This window comes from Ruegeria sp. AF7, assembly GCF_056541885.1.
In genome coordinates, this window is the sequence record NZ_JBQFYX010000030.1 from 1 (window position 1) to 17882 (window position 17882).

Sequence of the window (17882 nt, forward strand, 5' to 3'; positions counted from 1 at the left end):
ACAAAGTCATCATCACAGCAGTCGCTAGAAAGCTCGTCACAATCGCGAACGCACTCCTCAAATCTCGGCAAAACTGGTCGGCTCAGACCCCCTGAGAAATACAGTTGCTAATCAGTACTAAAGTCAAATTTAGGGAACTAACCAGCAGAACTACTTGCCGTGCATTTGTAGTTAACAAACTATGCTAAAACCCGCGGTACGTTGGAACTGGTCACCGGACCGTGGCAATCTGGACATTTCCTACACGGAACCGACCATCCGCGGCCAACGGTACCCATTTTTCAGGACCGACACGCCGTCCACCTGTCCAGGTTCCGTTCGTTGAACCCATATCGCGAATAAAAAGATCGCCCGTTTTTTCTACGCGTAGCACACAATGCTGACCCGAAGTTCTTTCGCTGCGAGAAAGCGCAAGATCAGCCCAGTTCTTGTCACGTCCGATTTTGATCTGATGTGAGTTAGACAAGCCTTTAACATTGCGAAATTCGACCAACTTGCCGCGATCCGGGCCGTTCAGAACAAGCAGTTGCCAAAAGGCTAAGGCGCGGGGAGCCATCGGGCTGTACCATGTCACATCGGCTGCCCTGTCATATCGGGATGCGACGTTCGGATTCGCTCCGGTTAAGCCAAACGACATGATCTTTTTCAACGCGCGGGTAGAGCGCCGCATATGAGATACCGGATTGCCGCGCTTGTCGCGCATATTCAGACGTAAGGCATATCGTCCCAGGCTGTGTCCACCAAGAAAACCTTCGCAGATCAACCAGTAGCTAAGGACAAGGATCAGATAAAGCCCCGCCGGCAAGGCCAGTCCGGTATTTCCCAACCGTAGTTCCTGACGCAACACAGGTTCCAAAGTGACCAATACAAAACCCAGAAACATAAAATCTAAGACAGCGGCGGCGCTCAGCAGGCGGGCGGCGTTTTTTGAATCCAGAGGTCCACCGAGCTTCATGTCCGTGCCCCCAACAAAGTAAGCACCATAAAAAGGGCCGCGCCGATCGAGAATAGGAACAGCGCGTCGCACCTGATCCGCAGTGCTCGTCTCCCACCTGCACCAGCGCTTTGAAAATGGAATCCGGCGACCCACAGAGCAAGACCCGTTCCTCCGACAGTGAATAACAAGATTTCCGGCAAGACCTGTTGGTGGGGCGCAATAGAAAGCCAGTCAGCGGCCCCCACCATAAGGCCGCCCCACAAAAGCGCGACGACATAAGCTGCAAAGCCAAGAGACTCATTTCTTTGCTGACTTAGCTTTCCGACAAGTGCACCCAATCCCCATCCCAATGCCGCAGCGACCAAAACTAGTAATGTCAGGCGGACAGGTAGTGACAGTGAAGAAACCTGAACATTGAACACAATACTGGACGTATTGTTTGTCAAATTGGAAGTAATACCGAGAAACGCAAGAAATGCGCCAACTCCGGCACCGAGGTGCCCAAGGAATGTAAAAATATCATTTGCGAGTGAGAGTTTGTCTCTGATATCAAAGGGTAATTTCATTGAAATTCTCGAACTTGATAAATAAGGAATTCACGTGTTCTGGGACGTGACACGATTATTGTAACATGACACGATTATAGCGTTCTTCACTTGCACATATGCGAATCGTTGATTGAAAATAAAAAGTATGTGACTTCATAATCAACTACGAAGAAAAATATGAGTACGGAGTTTGTTGATGCGTTCAGTAGCAATTTCTATTTTTGCAATTTTTTCTCTTCTACTTTCAGCCTGTACAGAAGAAACAATTCAATCAGCGTCGTCATCGGCAGTCGCTGGCAAGACGCAGCAGGAAAAGCAACTTGAAAAGCAGGTTCGAAGCCTGGATCAGGTCTCAAAAGATATCATCGTCAACAATACCATTCAGGGTGCCTTGGCTGGCGCAGTCGTTGGTTGTGGGATCGGATTGTTGCTGGGTGGCAGTGGCAGCGATTGTGCCGCTGGTGCAGCAGCAGGTGGCCTGATCGGCGGTGTAGGCGGCAATCAGGTCGGCAAAAAAGCGGCAGCCAAAAATGTTGAAATCGTCAACAGCAAGGCTGTTTTGGCCAATCTGTCCAACGTCAGTAAGCAACTGAATTCGGTAGAAGCAAACCTGCGCTCGGTTCTGGCATCGCAAAACGCGGAACTGAAGTCCCTGCGTCGTCAACTGGATGGCGGCCAGGTTTCTCAATCGGCGTACAACACACGCGTCAAGGCAATCAAGTCAAACCGCCAAGTTGTTTCGAATGAGCTAAAGCGCAGCGAAAAGAACATGGACGGAACGATTTCCGAGTTGCGCGCGGCTTCGAGCAAAGGCCAGCCTGGTCTGGGTGGAGCCACGAATGCTGCCGTCAGCAACAAAAATCGTCTGGCGCGGACGCGGGCATCCATTAATCTTCTTTAAAGTTTCTTTGACTCGCGTTCGCTACCGGACGTGAGTTTTCCAATAGTAAGTGTGTACCATGACCTCTGATCTATTTCGTTTCTCAAAACCGGTAACGCTGGTCTCATTGATCGCCCTCGCGGGATGTACAGGATCTACGGACCCGACCACTGCGACACTTTTCGACAATATTGCTAACCTGAATTCCGGGGAATACGATCGCCAGATTGCGCAGAATAAGGCACAGGCGGATGCCATTCTTGCTCAGAACAAGGCGGCTGAACAGCGAAACGCTCAGCTAGCGTCGCAGCGCAACGCCAATCAAAGCGAGATCAACGCGTTGCGTCAGCAGATTGCGGAAGTCAAAGCCCAAGGGGCCAAAGCCCGCGCAGCGTCAGCTTCGGACCCGGTGAAACTGCAGCAAGTTCAGGCTTTGGACAATCAACTGGGAGCCGTCGAACGGGACGTGTCAAGTGGTGCCGATCCGTCTGTTGTTCGGAACGAACTGAACCGGATTAAGTCAGCCTATCGCGCGCTGTCGATCTGATAAGAAACACGCCAGGTCGGCGCTTGTCGACGCATGCGACGACCGGGACAACTTGCCTGAGGGGGGTCTTGGGATCGTGACCTACGGAATATCACGCACATTTTTTGCGGTTGCGGCTGCATTGGTTTTTGCAGGCTCAGCACAGGCGCAGGACGGTAAGACGCGTGCGCCTTCGACTGGGCTTGCCATTCTGGATTGCGCACCGGAAAAACCTGCGCCGGAAGACAGCTGTCTGGTGCGGGTGCCGTCAGGCAACGAACGCGGCGGTATGAGCTTTCGATCCCTTGGTGATACGCAAGCTGATTTCGAGTTCGTCAAAGATGTCGACGAATTGCCCGGTAACCTGACCCTGTCTGCTACTATGGTTCTGATTGACCTTTCTGTCGGGGATCGCAGTGGCAGGGTGCGCAGCTGGAGCCGTGAACGGGACCTAATATCGCGCGTAGTGACGAACCTGCCGCCGGATGAGAAAGTTGCGATCTACGGTTTCGGCAACGATATTGTCGAACTCTCGCCATTCTCCACCAGCCGCGCGCGCGCGGAAGACGTGGTCAAATCTCTTGAGATCAAAGAACAGAACACGCGCCTTGTTGCAAACTCGACCCGGGCGATCGAATTGCTTAGCGAGCAGGACGATGTGCTGTTGAAGAACCTGATCCTGATCACCGACGGCGACGAGGAAGGGTTGGCCACTGTTGAAGAGATTTCAGAGGCTGCAGAAAAGGCAGGAGTGTCTGTCTCAGCTCTTGGGATGTTCTGGCGGGCACAGGGGAATGCCCGTACTACGCGCGGCATCGATGTTTTGAAACGCCTGACAGATCCTCAACAGGGTCTAATGGAAGAAGTGTTTCTTCAGAACCAACAAACAGCAAACACGGTAGTTTCAAGCTTCATTCGAACTTATGGAAATTCGGTCAAGGGTTCCGGCCTGATCGTGCCCGTAGGCGATGCGGCGCCAGCGCGTATCACGATCGACATGATCGAACCTGTTGTTGGTCAACCGGGTCAGACACAGACCAAGAGCTACTCGGCAGAGTTTCAGCCTGTCAATGTAGCGGCAACGCAAACGGATGAACCGGCTGAACCGGAAGTGGATGAAACTCTGATTTTCGGCTTGCCGGCTTTGTATGTCTATGTCGGTGCCGGTGTTCTGGCTTTGCTGGTACTTTTGCTGGCGTTTTTGCTGATGCGTCGCGGGGGCTCCGGTTCAGATGATGACCTGGAAGAGATCGAACTAGGTGATATTCCGAATGCTGAGGAAGTGCCGAACCGCGACGCAGCACCGACGGCTGCGCATGTACCGCCTCCGGTTGCCTTTCTTGTGCGTGTTGACAATGGCCATCGGTTTCCGGTGCCCGCCGGGCGTTCGACCTTGGGTCGCAGCAGCACTAACGCCGTGGTCGTTCCCGATAGTGGCGTGTCCCGTGTTCATGCTGAACTGAGCGGATCGATGGATGGCAAGTTCACACTCAGTGATCTGGACAGTCTGAATGGGACGCTGGTCAATGATCGCAAGATCAAAGGCGCGCAAAGAATAAATGTAGGTGACACTGTGGGCCTTGGGCCCGTACGCCTGAAACTGATCCGCGGTTAATCCGCTGGATCATCTGAACAGGAAAGGTGATGAAAATGGGTAACGATAACAAGACTAGCTGGTTGTTCGATAAAGATGACGAAGAGCTGAACGATCTGGATATAGAAGGAGATGACGGTTTTACTGAAAGCCTTGCCCCTTCGAACAATGAACCGACACATGCAATTGGTGGGTCATCCTACAGCGAAGCCCCGACCGAATATGTAGAATCTGACAAGACGCAGATCTACCACGGAGGTATGTCCAAGAACTTTTCCGGGAAAGCCGAATTTGATCCAATGATTGATCCCATTACAGGATGGTTGGTCGTGGTGAAAGGCCCCGGGCTGGGACAGTCTGTAAACCTGGGTTCCGGCATGAACACGCTGGGACGCGAGGGAGGAGAGCGTGTGTCACTGGATTTTGGTGATAAGTTGATTTCTGGTAAGGATCATCTGCGTATTATTTTTGACGACGCCAATCGCGTATTTTTTGCAGCCCCTGGAACAGGCCGCAATATCAGTCGGATCAACGGGCAGATTGTCGCCACGACAATGCCGCTTGAGAACTATGCCTTGATCGAATTGTCCAAGCAGACTCATGTGCGTTTTGTTGCTTTTTGTAACGAGGATTTTGACTGGTCGGAACTGGCCCAATCCTCTGAAGACTGATTCAGATGACAATTATCAGCGGCAAGCAAAGCCTGGGCCAGCGCGAGAACCAGGAAGATGCGTTTGACATCGTATTCCAGAATGAACGTGACCCCAAATCAGATATCCTCATGCTGGTCGCCGACGGGATGGGGGGGCACGCTGGTGGCGAAGTGGCCGCGAACATGGCGTTGTCAACCTTCAAATCCCATTTCATCGAAGGCTCGAACGCCCCTCGTCCTCGAGACCGGTTGCAGGAGTCATTGACCGCGGCCAATGAAGCTCTGCGTCACAAGATTGGCAGCCAACCCGATCTCAAGGGCATGGGGTGTACACTTGTTGCCGCCCTGAAACTGGGTGACCGTTTGGTCTGGCTGTCTGTCGGCGACAGCAGCTTGTTTCTGTTACGCGACGGGCGGCTGAAAAAGCTCAACGCTGATCACTCGCTTTACGGCGAGCTTTTGCAGATGGTTGCGTCTGGTCAAATCACTCAGGACGAGGCTGACAACCATCCGCGTCGCAACGCACTGCGCTCTGCCTTGATGGGAGATCGGATTTCACTGACGGATATCAACGCGATCAACCTGAAACCCGGTGATGTCGTACTGGTATGTTCTGACGGGCTTGATACGTTGTCGCAAGCCGAGATCACCGGCGTGTTGCAAAGCGGTAAAAGTCGCGACATGCGTGGTGTGGCCTCGGATCTGCTGAATGCCGTCGAGGCGAAAGGCAAACCGAAACAGGATAATACGACTGTTGTGGTTTATGCTCATGTTCAGGAAGGCATGAGCAGCATGTTGCGGGGCAGCCAGTGGGCGTTCACACCCGCTGACAATCGAAAGAAAACACTGAAGTATATTGCAATCGGACTTGGGGCTTTAGCCATTGGGGCCACTATTGGTGCGCTGAGTTTCGGTGACAAGAAGGCAGCGGAGACTGATCCGGCGCCAAAGCCCGAGCCCGTTCCTGCAGAACAGGAAGAACGCAGTATCGGAGACAGCTCGGTCACCGATCCAGTTTCACCGGAAACACCTGTTGAAGGTGGTGATAGCCCCGCCCCCGAGGAATCGGAAACTCAGGAACCGGGGGCTGATCCGGAAGCGTCTGGTGAAGAAACCCTTCCGTCAGACGCGCCTGAAGCGTCTGGTGACCAACCCACTGAGGATGTGACCAATCAGGATGAGAAGCCGTCCATTGATTCAGTAGTTCAGGAGTAGCGCCGCCCGTGTCCGCTCATTTGCCAAGGGGAGAAACCTTTGCCGGCTATGTCCTGGGGGACGTGCTTGGGCAAGGGGGTTTTGGCATCACATATCAATCGCGCAACCGGGAATCGGGCGAAAGATTTGCAATCAAGGAGTACTTCCCGGCGGATTACGCCAATCGCGGGCCCAAGAACGCAGTCGTTCCTACAAGCGAAGGGCGTCAGCTTTTTCACATGGGGCTCGAGGCGTTTTTACAGGAAGCTAACATGTTGCGCGATCTCCCGCAGCAGCAGGGATTGATGCGTGTTCGGGCAGCTTTTCGCAAGCATGGTACAGCCTATTGCGTGATGGAATACATCCACGGCGATCCGTTGGACCGGATGATGACCCGTATGATCGAGGCACGTGGCTCCGTACCTCAGGACCTCGTAAAAAAGTTTCTCCAATCAATGCTTGGTGCATTGGATGCGGTTCACAAGGTTGGGATAGTACATCGCGACATGAAGCCTGCGAATGTCATGATCCGAAAGGATGGGCAGCCGATCCTGATTGACTTCGGAGCAGCGCGACTGATGGGCAAGTCCAGCGGGTTGGCCTCTATGTTCACACGGAAATACGCCGCGATCGAGCAGTTTCCGCCCGAAAAAACCGGGTTGGCAGGCGGAGTTCACGAAGGACCGTGGAGCGATCTGTTCGCATTGTCCGTTATTCTTTACGAAATGGTGTCGCAAAGCCTGCCGCCAAATGCGGAAGAACGCTGGAAAGACAAGCGGGCCACTGGTCGTGATCCTTATGTGCCCGTGCGTCAGAATCTGATCCGCAACCGTGTGCAGGCCCAATATGATGACGTTCTGCTCAATGCGATCGACATGGGGTGTCAGCTGTTGCCCCGAGACCGAATTCAGGCTGCGCGAGACTATGCCCGGATTTCAGGTATCGATTTGCGTCACCCTGTCGAGAAACCTGAACCGCCTGACCCGAAACTCAAGCGACCACAGGACGGTCGAACGCCTCAACATAAGCGCGGTGGACGTGCTGGGTATAAGGCATCGCTAATGGTGTTGATGTTTATTCTGGTCGTTGCTGTGGCCGTAATTGCGTATGGAACTTTGATGTGAATGTTGTGATCGCCCTTCGTGCATTGTTTTTCTCAGTTGTTTGGTCAGCTGCTTTCGGCGTGTCAGCTGCATGCGCGCAGATCCAATCCGAAGTCGTTAGGGTGGCTGATGGTGCGGTTGGGCGTGTGGTTGTCCAATACGATGGCGGATGGGGAACCGGGTCTGGCTTTGTGCTTGCGCCTTTGCCGGGTGGAGGCGGGTATTATTTTCTGACCAATCACCACGTGATCGAAGGTGGCGTCAGCGCGTTTGTTGGCTTCAAGAAAGGCGACCGGATTTACAAATACGGCGTTCAGGTTGCATACGATTCCTTTGAAAAGGACATGGCGATCCTGAAGATCACACCGCAGGAATCCTTTGATCACAAACCCAACGTCCTGGCGGTGCGTGTTGGGACAATCAACAAAGGCGAGCAGGTTGCCGCAGTCGGTTTTCCTGGCACTTCAGACGTATCCAATGACAGCGGAAACGAGCTGGCCTTTTTTGAGACCACATTGACACAAGGGGCTGTCAGCAAAGTTTCACCCGGAAAAACGCAGCGGAATCGTGGTACGCAAGAAATTGTTCAGCACACTGCAGCAATCAACCCCGGAAACTCCGGCGGGCCGATGATCGATTTCTGCGGTTCGGTTTTGGGGATCAACACCGCCGGTGTCATGTTGAATTCGGATGGTGAAACTCCTGCTAACGGCACGTTCTTTGCACCATCCGCCAATTCCATCGCCGGTTTCCTGCAAGACAGCAATGTCCCGTTCACGCGTCACAAGGCAGGTTGTGATCCTGACAATCCAACTGTCGTTTCCGGTGGTACGTCAGACAGCAACCTTCTGATCATCCTTGCTGTATTGTGCGGTGGAGGCGCTGTGGTGATCGGTGGGATGTACTATGTCGTCTCGCGCAGTCGCGGTAAGGCTGATTTCAAACCCGAGCGGTCGGCTGCGTCTTCCAAATCCTCTGGGCGGTCTATTCTTGCCGTGGGCATGGCGGGTCATTCTGCGCAGTTCAGTGCTCGGCAGCTGCAATCCGGTGTCACCATCGGGCGTGCCAGCGAGAACACACTGACAGTCACTGATCGCAATTTGAGCCGCCGTCATGCAAGCCTCTCTCTGCAAGGGCGTAAAATGATGCTGACAGATCTTGGGTCTTCGAATGGGACCAAGGTTGACGGGCGGCGCCTCAAGCCAAATGAGCCGGTGCAGATCAACACCACGTCGAGGGTTGAACTGGGAGGGATAGCGCTTGTCCTCAAACGACCCTGATACCGTCCTGTCAATCCGGAACCTTGGTATAGAACGAGCGCCGGGTTTCTTTGTTGTGATCGAAGAACTGGACCTGAGGGCAGGTGAGACCATTGTTCTGGATGCTGTCAGCGGGGCGGGTAAAAGTACCGCTCTGGGGTTGATCGCGGGGGCGCTTCCGTTGACTGCATTGCCGGATACGCACCACGAGATAGCTGGCGTTACGGTGACGCCGGATACGCCTCGTGCGGATTTTGCGGGGCCGGACAAGCTGGGATTTGTACTTCAAACAAACACACTGGTTCCATATCTGACATTGCTCGAAAACATCGAACTGCCCGTGCGCGTTGCGGGTCAGGAACCCGATGCAGAATGGCAGGACCATCTGATCCGGTCGATGGGATTGGGTGACTATGGGGCGCGAAAGCCGGGTCAGTTATCTGTCGGCCAACGACAGCGAGTATCCGTTGCGCGGGCTTTGTTGGGACGACCGGCCCTGTTGCTGCTGGATGAGCCGGTGTCGGCACTGGATCCCGCGAATGTCGCCGAGGTGGAGGGCTTGATCGTGCATCTTGCGGCAGAGGCCGGGTCCGCTGTCGTGTTGGCCAGCCATCAGGCGCAGACCGGTGAGTTTGCGCAAACGCCTCGGGCTGATCATCGGCTTCTGGATCATCAGGGGCAGTCCTATTCCATCTTTTCCACAGCGGGTCGTGTAGCGGCCAAGGTGGCATGATGTTGAAGATACCAACCAAACTGGCCCTCAGAGAGTTAAAGCACGACTGGCAATCGGCTTTGTGTTTTGTCGCTGCCTTGGCTGGTGTTCTTGGACCTCTGCTGATCATACTTGCGCTCAAGAATGGGGTCATCGGCACAATGGTCGGGCGTCTGATCGAAGATCCGTCGAACCGTGAAATCCTGGCCATCGGCGCGGGGCAGCATGATGCTGCCTTTTTTGCAGGTTTGAGTGCGCGGCAAGATGTAGGTTTTGTTGTTCCCGCAACACGCTCAATCAACACATCCGCAAACGCTGTTCGGAATGAGGCGCAGCGGAAACTGGAGCGGGCGGTGCCATTGATCCCGTCATCTGCGGGTGACCCCTTGGTCAAGGGCGAGGCCGTCGGTCCCGGCCGGATCTGGATATCAGACACGCTGGCAAGTGATCTTTCGGTTTCCGCAGGTGATACACTGGACATGATTATCGGGCGCGAGGTCGACGGGCAGCGCGAGAACGCGCGGCGCGACCTGACGGTTATCGGTGTGCTTTCGCCTGAGATCTGGCCGCGGCCCGCAATCTTCCTGTCGGTTCCCGACTTGCTGGCAGTTGAGCGGTTCCGGGATGACCTGTCCGCGACACCTGGTAACTGGACGGACCCGGTTCCGGAACCTGACAGCTTTGCCAGCTATCGCCTGTATGCCAGATCGCTCGAAGATATCGCAACCCTTTCCGCTTATTTGGCGGATATCGGATTGCAATCTCGTCCAAGGGCTGAAAACGCAGCGCTGTTGCTGTCATTTCGCCGGAATTTAAACATCCTTTTCGCGGCCGTAGCGGCATTGGCGATGTTCGGGTTTTGGGCTGCAATGTCAGCCAACCTTCGTGGTATGGTCGAGCGTCAACGCGTCATCTTCAGTTTGTTTTCCATGTTGACGATGCCCGATCGTCAGCGGTGCGTCATTCCCGTTGTGCAAAGCCTGACGCTTGTGCTGGGTGGTGTGATTGCGACCTTGGTTATCATCCTGCCTTTTCTGCTTGCCATCAATGCCAGCTTCGAAACGGCGCCCGGAGAGGCCATTGCGCGCCTTTACCCCGGTGACATTCTGGCCACTCTGGGTCTGGGCGCTGTGACAGCTGTCACGGCAGCGGCCTGGGCGGTATTTGCCGTTCGCAATGTTGAACCACAGGAGGTTTTGACCCATGCCTAGACTTCCTCGGAGTATGATTGCCACTCTGATCGGCCTTTTCAGCTTGACTTCGACCGCACAGGCGCAGGACATCACTTGGCGCGAGAAATATTTTAATCCACAACCCGCCGAGGGAGATTTGACCCTGCCAATGCCGTGCGGCGGAGCGATGACGTTTCGAAAGATCGCAACTCCTAATACTGACGGCGTGATTGGCGATGTTTCGGTTGTACTTGGTCAGGAAGGAAGTGAGCAGCCCTATCTGAACGGTTTGCGCCGGGCGTTTGTATCTGGTGCGTTCGCGGATGAAGATGGTGCGGCCAAGGGCTACTTCTACATGGCCAAATACGAGCTGGCGCAGGCACAATGGGATGTGGTCATGGCTGGTCAATGTTCCGAAAAGGAACCCCGCCGACGCGAGTTTGTTCCTGCAGTCGCCCAATCAAAGCTCGACTATCAGCGCTTTGCTGAGGCCTATACGCTATGGTTGATGCAGAACGCCCCGGATACGTTACCGCGTGTCGGTGAAACACGTGGGTATCTGCGATTGCCGACTGAAGAAGAGTGGGAATACTCTGCCCGCGGTGGGTTGGCCGTTGATCAAGCTCTGTTCCGGGCGCCCTTGCCCCCGATTCCGGAAGGGACGCCGCAGGACGAATTCATAGCACATGGTGGAACAGCGTCGGCGGGCGGTAAATTACAGGTTATAGGTTCGTTGCGCCCCAACCCTTTGGGTCTGCATGACATGCTGGGCAATGCGGCCGAAATCGTTGGCGATCCATTTGCTTTGGTCCGTCACGGGCGATTGCACGGACAGGCCGGAGGGTTTGTGAAACGGGGGGGTGATGCACGCACACCCTTGGCGGACATCACTTCTTCGACCCGGTTCGAAGTGCCGCCGTTTGACATTTTGTCCAATACCTCTTCAGCGGACCGGTTTACCGGCACACGTCTTGTGTTGCAGGGCTTGGCCATTACTTCGGCTGATCAGGACCAGGCTCTGAAAGATGGACTGGACCAATTGGCACGCCCGGACGAAGGTCTTGCTGTAGCGGCCAGCGAACAAGAGGCGATGGACCTTCTGGATGAGATATCGGCCGAGACGTTGTCGGATCGGACCAAAACTCAATTGGCGGTGATCAAGGATACCTTGAACAGGGGGCGTGTGGAACGTAACGCGCAACGCGACCAGTCGATCCGCCTTATCCTGACCTCGGGTGTACTTGTCTGCGGGCAGGGCATTCGACGTTATCTAAATGCGCTGATTTCATCACTGACAATTGCACCTGAGCTGGATGCGCTGGAGGCGGAAGCGCGGGCAAGCGGGGACCAGTCTTTCCTTGACGAAGTGCTTGCTGCCAAAGAGGACGCTGCGGCCAAGCTGGCCGAACTTGAGGCCAAGGCCAAGGCTGATATTGTCGAATATGCCAACCTGATCGAAGGGTTGGTCGATCAGTATTCACCTGTTTTGCTGCGCAAGCAGATCGATTTCATCTATCCGACAGAAGCAGAGCGGGGTCGCGAGCGCGCGACTTGCCTTGCTATGGTTCAGGATCATATCGGTGCGCGAAGCGTAGCTGGCTATTCGGATTTGGATCAGATTGCGAACGACTTTCAGGCAGTTGCTTTGTCGTTTGTCGAAGAATGAATTGGAAAGGTTGAACTATGCGGGATGTATTGAACAAATCGCTTGAAGTACTGGTCTGGATAACGACTTGTCTATCCATTGTCTTTTTCTGTTTCACAGCAATTACGATGTTGCGGCTATCTCCGCTGGGGCCGGATACAACGACCATCATTGCAGCCTTTCTGACTGTGGTGTTCGGGATTACCGCTTCGCTTGTTTTTGCTGGCATCTGTTTTCAAATCATGGATATCCGCACCTTTTCCAAACACAGCGCGATCAGTTTGAAGAGCCGGAGGTAACATAAGCTATGGAACATTCTGTACTTGGGCTTCGACCCGGCAGCGTCCTTCAGGATACCTACGAGATCAAGTCTCTGTTGGGTGAAGGTGGTATGGGTGCCACATTCCGGGGTTTGAACCGGGCCAGCGGTCACGAAGTGGCAATCAAAGTAATGACACCTAGCTTTGCCAAGAACCAAAAAGCGGTTGATCTGTTCCGGCGCGAAGCGAATTTGCTGCGAACTGTCCGTAGCGAGGCGGTGGTCCGGTTCGAAACCTCCATGCTGGATAAGGACGGGCGCTTGTTTCTGGTCATGGAATTTGTACCGGGTCATCCTCTGTCACACTATCTGAAAAAGGGCGCGCGACTTTCGTCCGATGACGTTCTAAAATTGGGGTTGCGACTGGCGCAGGGACTGGAGGCAATCCATAAACTTGGCATCGTTCATCGAGATGTTGCACCCGACAATGTGATGATCTCGCATGAAGACATTAATCAAGCGAAATTCATAGATTTCGGTTTGGCCTCTGACAGCATCGGAACCGACAAATCGATTATCGGCGACAGTTTCGCAGGCAAGCTGCGCTATTGCGCTCCTGAACAGTTGGGTTTGTTTGGCAATAATGTTTCAGCCGCGACCGATGCCTACGCACTGGGTCTTGTGTTGATGCGTACGACCGGGCTCGAGTTGCCAGGTGAAGGTAAAGGTTTTGCCGCGGTTGAAGACCGAAAGGTGGACATCAAGATAACCGATCCAAAGGTTGCGCCCGGTCTGAAATCTGTTTTGGAACACCTGCTGAAAGCCAACCCCAAAGACCGTCCCAGTGACCTGCCTGGCTTGTTTCGCACAGCAATGAGCGGTGCCAAGGCAGCACCGACTTCGGCGGCTGTACCCCGTCAGCCGACTGCCGCGCCCGACCAGGGTGGGGGCAGCAAACTACCTTTGATTGCGGCGGGTATCGTCGCTCTGATCGCAATTGCTGGAGGTGCATGGTATTTTCTGTCAGGAGCTGGTGGTTCGTCAGCCAAGGTCAATGAGTCTGTCGGGATTGCGCAGGAGGCCGTTGCTGCCGATAACCCACTGACAGCCGCACGAGACCTCTTGGCTGTGGGCGGGGCACAGAATCTGGATGCCGCTTTGGGCGCGCTGATTGCGATCAGCAACGATCAGGAGTTGTCCCAACAGGATCGGGCATCAGCCAATATCCTGATTGCTGAGATGTATGATCCTAAAACGCACAGCACCGTTACATCGCCTTTCCCGCGCCCTGACCCGTCGGCAGCACGGCGTTATTATCAGCGCGCAGCTGATCTTGGGTCGGACCCGGCGCGTCAGGCTTTGGATCGATTGGCTGAGTGAGGAGGTGAAGAAGATGTTGATACGAGTTATTTCCCTAGTTGCCTTGTTGGCCTCTATGGTCGGTCCGGCTACGGCGCAATCAAGATCTCCGCTTCCAATCGAAGGCAAAGAAAGCCTGTATCAAAGGGTTCTGATCCGTGAGCGGATCGACGCGAAGCCCGAGCCAGACAGCGAAAGCTCCGCGGCGTCTCTCTCTCCATTACAGGTGTTTTTTGTCTATGCTCGTGACGCCGACTGGATTCAGATTGGCGCGAGCGATCAAGGCAACGACCTTATGTGGATTCCGGAAGGGGCGGCTATTCCCTGGAATCAGAACATTGTTGCCACGTTGGAAGGCAGCGACAATGTCGGGCGCGTTTTGTTTTTCAATGATATCGACCCGATCTATGACATCATCGAAAGCGAAAACCCCGCCGGTCTTGCAAAAAACGCCAGAGATGAAGCGCTGGCAGCTGAGCAGGGCGGCGAACCGTCAGAAAGCGTGATCGCCTTGGGCCCGCGCGAAACGATTGATCAGCGTCAAAACCTTTATGTAATGCCAATCCTGGCAACGGAAGAGGCTGTGTTCGACATCGGACCGTTCGTAAATTTGCTGCAAGTGGCCGTTGCCAGTGCCAACGCCCCGAACCGTCCGGCGCCATCGGGTAGTCAGAATTCGGGCGACTTAAAAACAGCAGTGGTCTTTGTCGTGGACACTACGATTTCGATGGAGCCGTATATCCGCGCCACCCGTGCAGCACTGCAGGAGGTTTATCGAGAGGCCGCAGGATCAGCGGCAGCAGACGCGATCAGTTTCGGGCTTGTTGGCTATCGCGACAGCCTCGAGGCAGCTCCGGGCCTTGGGTATGACGTTCGGACATTCGTGGATCTTCAGCAGGGCCTTAACGTTGACAACTTCCTGAGTGGCATCGATCAGATGCAAGAAGCGGAATCCAGCAGTAAGAATTTTCGCGAAGACAGCTATCGCGGTATTGAATACGCATTGGAAGACATGGACTGGAGCGACTTTGGGGGACGGTTTATCGTACTGGTTACAGATGCAGGTCCGCGCGAATTCGATGATCAGTACTCTTCCACGGGGCTGAGCGCCGAAAGTCTGAACCGGATTATCCGTGAGCGCATAGGCGGTGCGATGGCCGTCATGCATCTGCGTACCGCGCGAGGTGCCAAAGACCACCCTTCGGCAGAAGCGGCATATAAGCAACTGACCGCCTTTCCGAATTCTGCGCCTCTGTATTTCCCGATCGAGAACGGCAACCCAGACGTCTACAAGGAAACGGCACGCACATTGGGTGGGATCGTGGCCAAGCATACGTCTTCTTATCGTCGCAGCGGCGGCGATGAGATTCTGGACGAAGATGCCATCACAGACGAGGGTGACAACAGGTTCTCCGGTCTGAGTACAGCAAGCCGGACAATGCAATTGGCCTATCTTGGAAAAACAGAAGGCGCGCGCGCGCCCGACTTGTTTGAAGCCTTTGTGGCGGACCGTGATTTTGATCGACCCGGATTGAAACCTTTGTCCATAAGGTTGCTCATTTCGAAGGCAGATCTGAGTAACCTGGAAGAAGCATTGCGGATCATTGTCGACCAGGCCGAGCGGAACGTCGTGAACCCTGATCAGTTCTTTGCACAGGTTCTGGGAGTTGCCGCAGACATGAGCCGCAGACCTGATCAGGTATCACGCCAGTCAGACCCCAGCCTTGCCGAAGCAGTGGCGTTGGACGAATACCTGTCTGACCTGCCCTATAAGTCTCAGATCATGACTATTACTGAAGATGATTGGGTGCGCCTTCCGATTTCAGAACAGCAAACCATCGTCAACGGGCTATATGACAAGATCGAACGGTACCGGCGGTACAACGAGTCGACCGATCAATGGGTTGATTACCTCGGGGCCGGGCCGCAGGCAGGAAACTTGCTGTACCCGATGTTGTTAGATGATTTGCCATAACCCCAAAGGTGTTGTCGCAAATCTTCCGCGCGAGCCAAGCCGTCGAAAGCGGTCTCTAGATCATTTGACCATGCGCCAAGCGGGCGATGTGCTCCATCGGGTCACGTTTCTGGTCCCCGACCAACGTATACTGCCAGGGCCCGTCCTGCCAGAAGACGACAAGATATCCGTCCTCTTGTCGAAACCGAAATGATTGGGTTTGAGTTGTGTCGCCATGTGTGGCCATCAAACTCAACCGATCACCTTCAACATTCTCGTACATAAATAAAGCTGAGGCTTGGTCTCCTGCGGGCAGAAGGCGTCCTCCAATCAGGGAAAACCCGGTTTCCCCAAGTTGTGGCGCGATAATGGCAGAGCCCAGACGATTGGAGAGCCAGGTTTGCAAGTGATCCTTTTCGTCCACGGCAACTTCCACAGGGTGTAGAACTTCAACGGCGAATAAAGAATGCGCCGCTTTTGCGTGTTGCGAAAACAATGCCAGATCGTCGGTTGTCCGACTGTTCCAAGGTTCCAAATAAGATCCCAAACCAAAACCAACAGCAAAAACCGCAACCGAAGCAACCAGCCTGAAAGAGACTGGCGAGGGTAGCGTGGCCTGTTTTTGCAGACCTCGAAGATGTGCCGCAGAAGGAACAGGGACCGCCTTGTCTATCAGGTCTGTTTGACGCTGCATTGCACGAAAACGCGCTGCATCGTCCGGGTGTCGGGCAAGGTGACGGTCAAGGCGTTCGCTCTCTTCCGGTGACAACTCACCGTCTATGCTACGTTGAACCAAGTCTTCGATGGATGGGGTGTGCGTCATTTCACGCTCCTGATCTTCACGGCGGCCGAAGCGTCCATTTCAGATTTGATTTTAGTACGCGCGCGCGATATCCGCGACATTAGCGTACCCTTTGGAATGGACAAAGTTGTGGCCGCTTCGTCATAACTTAGCCCACCAATCACTACAGAAAGAAGGGCCTCTCGCTGATCTTGGGGAACAGAATCCAGCGCCTTCCAGACTGCCTTGATTTCCAACCGTTCTTCGGCCGTGCTTGTCGTAGCTGCCAGTGTTGAAATGTTATCGAGATCGACAGTGTTGAATTTGGTTTCTCGACGCCACCTGTCCCGATAGAGGTTTAACAATATTTTAGTGAGCCATGGTTTCAACGGCCGCCCCGGAAGCCAAAGCAATCGTTTGCGCAGGGCGCGTTCAACACAATCCTGCACCAGATCATCCGCCGCATCACGATCACGGGTCAGCGACCAGGCATAACGCCACAGATCGGGGAGGCAGTTTTCAAGCTGGTTTTCAAATGACTGAAGCATGTACGTAAGCCGGGGGAGGAAACCTTCCCCCGGCACCAAGGTTCAGGGTCGTGCGATATGCCAAACACCTTTTACACCGTCCCCTGTCATGTCCCCAGGATTTTCGTCTTTGAACCATAGATAAAGCGGCTTTCCTTTGTAGGCGACCTGAAAGCTGCCATCCTTGCGTTCGATCAGGCTGTAGCCTTTTTTCAGCTCCATGTTGGCATCACCCATCAGCGGTGGCCATTTGGCGGCACAGTCATCATAGCAATTCGAAACACCTGTCTCGTCCTTGTCAAAGGTATAGAGCGTCATCTTGTTCGCATCCATAAGGAAGGTTTCTCCGTTGAGCTCACCGGTTACGGCTGGCGCACCGGTGTGACCATCCGCAAAAGAACCAGTTGTAGTCGCAGCTAGCGCGATGCCAGCAAAAATGAGGGATTTGAGGGACATTGGATTCTCCGACTGTTTCAGGTCTGCCGGATGACAGACAATACAATTACGAAGGCGATTGGAAAAAATTCCCCTACCCAAAAAAAAACTTTTTGCGTGCAGCGTGTTTCACCTGCTGTCAGTGTCCGAAGTATGGGTATTCAAGTTTCGGTACAGCAATCATAGCTCTTTCGAAACGAAAGCGCAGACGAGCGGATTGCGTGTGCTAGGACAGTGACCCAGCCCCTTGATCCGGGCCGTTTGGATGTAGAATCCGTTCCTGTTTCTTTCTTGTGATTAGGTTGCGGTCAAGGCCTGCTGAGCGGAGCCCTTGCGTAGCTCAAG

Annotated in this window: 17 protein-coding genes; 12 read left to right on the plus strand and 5 right to left on the minus strand. The window is 54.1% G+C overall.

Annotation, left to right across the window (positions count from 1 at the left end; genetic code table 11):
* Window positions 1-211: 211 nt before the first annotated feature.
* Window positions 212-955 carry an FHA domain-containing protein gene (locus tag ACR0AP_RS20260; protein ID WP_480509009.1) on the minus strand — a complete coding sequence of 248 codons (744 nt, stop codon included), beginning with the start codon at window positions 953-955 and terminating at the stop codon, window positions 212-214.
* Window positions 952-1503: a hypothetical protein gene (locus ACR0AP_RS20265; protein ID WP_480509011.1), complete on the minus strand. Its 552-nt coding sequence runs from the start codon at window positions 1501-1503 to the stop codon at window positions 952-954. Before ACR0AP_RS20265 ends, ACR0AP_RS20260 begins: the two co-directional genes overlap by 4 nt.
* A 178-nt stretch (window positions 1504-1681) precedes the next feature.
* Here ACR0AP_RS20265 and ACR0AP_RS20270 point away from each other — a divergent pair, with 178 nt between their 5' ends.
* The 12 genes from ACR0AP_RS20270 (at window position 1682) to ACR0AP_RS20325 (ending at window position 15815) form a co-directional block, all read left to right on the plus strand.
* On the plus strand, window positions 1682-2386 hold the full coding sequence (locus ACR0AP_RS20270) for a hypothetical protein (protein WP_480509013.1): 705 nt from the start codon (window positions 1682-1684) through the stop codon (window positions 2384-2386).
* Between the two features lie 58 nt (window positions 2387-2444).
* On the plus strand, window positions 2445-2912 hold the full coding sequence (locus tag ACR0AP_RS20275) for a hypothetical protein (RefSeq protein WP_480509015.1): 468 nt from the start codon (window positions 2445-2447) through the stop codon (window positions 2910-2912).
* A 76-nt stretch (window positions 2913-2988) separates the two neighbouring features.
* Window positions 2989-4506, plus strand: coding sequence for an FHA domain-containing protein (locus ACR0AP_RS20280; RefSeq protein WP_480509018.1), 1518 nt, complete (start codon window positions 2989-2991; stop codon window positions 4504-4506).
* Window positions 4507-4541: 35 nt separating this feature from the next.
* Window positions 4542-5156, plus strand: coding sequence for an FHA domain-containing protein (locus ACR0AP_RS20285; RefSeq protein ID WP_480509020.1), 615 nt, complete (start codon window positions 4542-4544; stop codon window positions 5154-5156).
* Between the two features lie 5 nt (window positions 5157-5161).
* The gene (locus ACR0AP_RS20290) at window positions 5162-6352 is read left to right on the plus strand and encodes a PP2C family protein-serine/threonine phosphatase (RefSeq protein WP_480509022.1); all 1191 of its coding nucleotides are present in this window, start codon (window positions 5162-5164) and stop codon (window positions 6350-6352) included.
* A gap of 8 nt (window positions 6353-6360) precedes the next feature.
* On the plus strand, window positions 6361-7455 hold the full coding sequence (locus ACR0AP_RS20295) for a serine/threonine protein kinase (RefSeq protein WP_480509024.1): 1095 nt from the start codon (window positions 6361-6363) through the stop codon (window positions 7453-7455).
* A 59-nt stretch (window positions 7456-7514) separates the two neighbouring features.
* Window positions 7515-8714: a trypsin-like peptidase domain-containing protein gene (locus ACR0AP_RS20300; RefSeq protein ID WP_480509026.1), complete on the plus strand. Its 1200-nt coding sequence runs from the start codon at window positions 7515-7517 to the stop codon at window positions 8712-8714.
* The gene (locus ACR0AP_RS20305; RefSeq protein WP_480509028.1) at window positions 8695-9426 is read left to right on the plus strand and encodes an ATP-binding cassette domain-containing protein; all 732 of its coding nucleotides are present in this window, start codon (window positions 8695-8697) and stop codon (window positions 9424-9426) included. Before ACR0AP_RS20300 ends, ACR0AP_RS20305 begins: the two co-directional genes overlap by 20 nt.
* Window positions 9426-10616 carry an ABC transporter permease family protein gene (locus ACR0AP_RS20310; RefSeq protein ID WP_480509030.1) on the plus strand — a complete coding sequence of 397 codons (1191 nt, stop codon included), beginning with the start codon at window positions 9426-9428 and terminating at the stop codon, window positions 10614-10616. The genes ACR0AP_RS20305 and ACR0AP_RS20310 overlap by 1 nt, the downstream gene beginning before the upstream one ends.
* Window positions 10609-12243, plus strand: coding sequence for a formylglycine-generating enzyme family protein (locus ACR0AP_RS20315; RefSeq protein WP_480509032.1), 1635 nt, complete (start codon window positions 10609-10611; stop codon window positions 12241-12243). Before ACR0AP_RS20310 ends, ACR0AP_RS20315 begins: the two co-directional genes overlap by 8 nt.
* Before the next feature lie 286 nt (window positions 12244-12529).
* Entirely contained in the window at window positions 12530-13861 is a 1332-nt protein-coding gene (locus tag ACR0AP_RS20320; protein ID WP_480509034.1) for a serine/threonine-protein kinase, read from the plus strand.
* A 13-nt stretch (window positions 13862-13874) separates the two neighbouring features.
* A complete protein-coding gene (locus ACR0AP_RS20325; RefSeq protein WP_480509036.1) occupies window positions 13875-15815 on the plus strand; it encodes a vWA domain-containing protein in 1941 nt (646 codons plus the stop codon).
* Window positions 15816-15870: 55 nt separating this feature from the next.
* On the opposite strand, the gene ACR0AP_RS20330 is transcribed toward ACR0AP_RS20325, so the two are convergent.
* Genes ACR0AP_RS20330 through ACR0AP_RS20340 form a run of 3 tightly spaced genes read right to left on the minus strand, consistent with a single transcriptional unit; the run spans window position 15871 to window position 17558 of the window.
* Window positions 15871-16617, minus strand: coding sequence for an anti-sigma factor family protein (locus ACR0AP_RS20330; RefSeq protein WP_480509038.1), 747 nt, complete (start codon window positions 16615-16617; stop codon window positions 15871-15873).
* Complete coding sequence (locus ACR0AP_RS20335) at window positions 16614-17159, minus strand: RNA polymerase sigma factor (RefSeq protein ID WP_480509040.1); 546 nt, start codon at window positions 17157-17159, stop codon at window positions 16614-16616. Before ACR0AP_RS20335 ends, ACR0AP_RS20330 begins: the two co-directional genes overlap by 4 nt.
* A gap of 6 nt (window positions 17160-17165) precedes the next feature.
* Window positions 17166-17558 (minus strand): COG4315 family predicted lipoprotein, encoded by a 393-nt coding sequence (locus ACR0AP_RS20340; RefSeq protein ID WP_480509042.1) that lies wholly within the window; start codon window positions 17556-17558, stop codon window positions 17166-17168.
* Window positions 17559-17882: the final 324 nt, after the last annotated feature.

What these genes read in the sequence shown, in the direction of transcription:
- ACR0AP_RS20260 (WP_480509009.1), bottom strand. Translation starts at nt 955, where the DNA reads ATGAAGCTCGGTGGACCTCTGGATTCAAAAAACGCCGCCCGCCTGCTG.
- ACR0AP_RS20265 (WP_480509011.1), bottom strand. Translation starts at nt 1,503, where the DNA reads ATGAAATTACCCTTTGATATCAGAGACAAACTCTCACTCGCAAATGAT.
- ACR0AP_RS20270 (WP_480509013.1), top strand. Translation starts at nt 1,682, where the DNA reads ATGCGTTCAGTAGCAATTTCTATTTTTGCAATTTTTTCTCTTCTACTT.
- ACR0AP_RS20275 (WP_480509015.1), top strand. Translation starts at nt 2,445, where the DNA reads ATGACCTCTGATCTATTTCGTTTCTCAAAACCGGTAACGCTGGTCTCA.
- ACR0AP_RS20285 (WP_480509020.1), top strand. Translation starts at nt 4,542, where the DNA reads ATGGGTAACGATAACAAGACTAGCTGGTTGTTCGATAAAGATGACGAA.
- ACR0AP_RS20290 (WP_480509022.1), top strand. Translation starts at nt 5,162, where the DNA reads ATGACAATTATCAGCGGCAAGCAAAGCCTGGGCCAGCGCGAGAACCAG.
- ACR0AP_RS20310 (WP_480509030.1), top strand. Translation starts at nt 9,426, where the DNA reads ATGTTGAAGATACCAACCAAACTGGCCCTCAGAGAGTTAAAGCACGAC.
- ACR0AP_RS20315 (WP_480509032.1), top strand. Translation starts at nt 10,609, where the DNA reads ATGCCTAGACTTCCTCGGAGTATGATTGCCACTCTGATCGGCCTTTTC.
- ACR0AP_RS20320 (WP_480509034.1), top strand. Translation starts at nt 12,530, where the DNA reads ATGGAACATTCTGTACTTGGGCTTCGACCCGGCAGCGTCCTTCAGGAT.
- ACR0AP_RS20325 (WP_480509036.1), top strand. Translation starts at nt 13,875, where the DNA reads ATGTTGATACGAGTTATTTCCCTAGTTGCCTTGTTGGCCTCTATGGTC.
- ACR0AP_RS20330 (WP_480509038.1), bottom strand. Translation starts at nt 16,617, where the DNA reads ATGACGCACACCCCATCCATCGAAGACTTGGTTCAACGTAGCATAGAC.
- ACR0AP_RS20340 (WP_480509042.1), bottom strand. Translation starts at nt 17,558, where the DNA reads ATGTCCCTCAAATCCCTCATTTTTGCTGGCATCGCGCTAGCTGCGACT.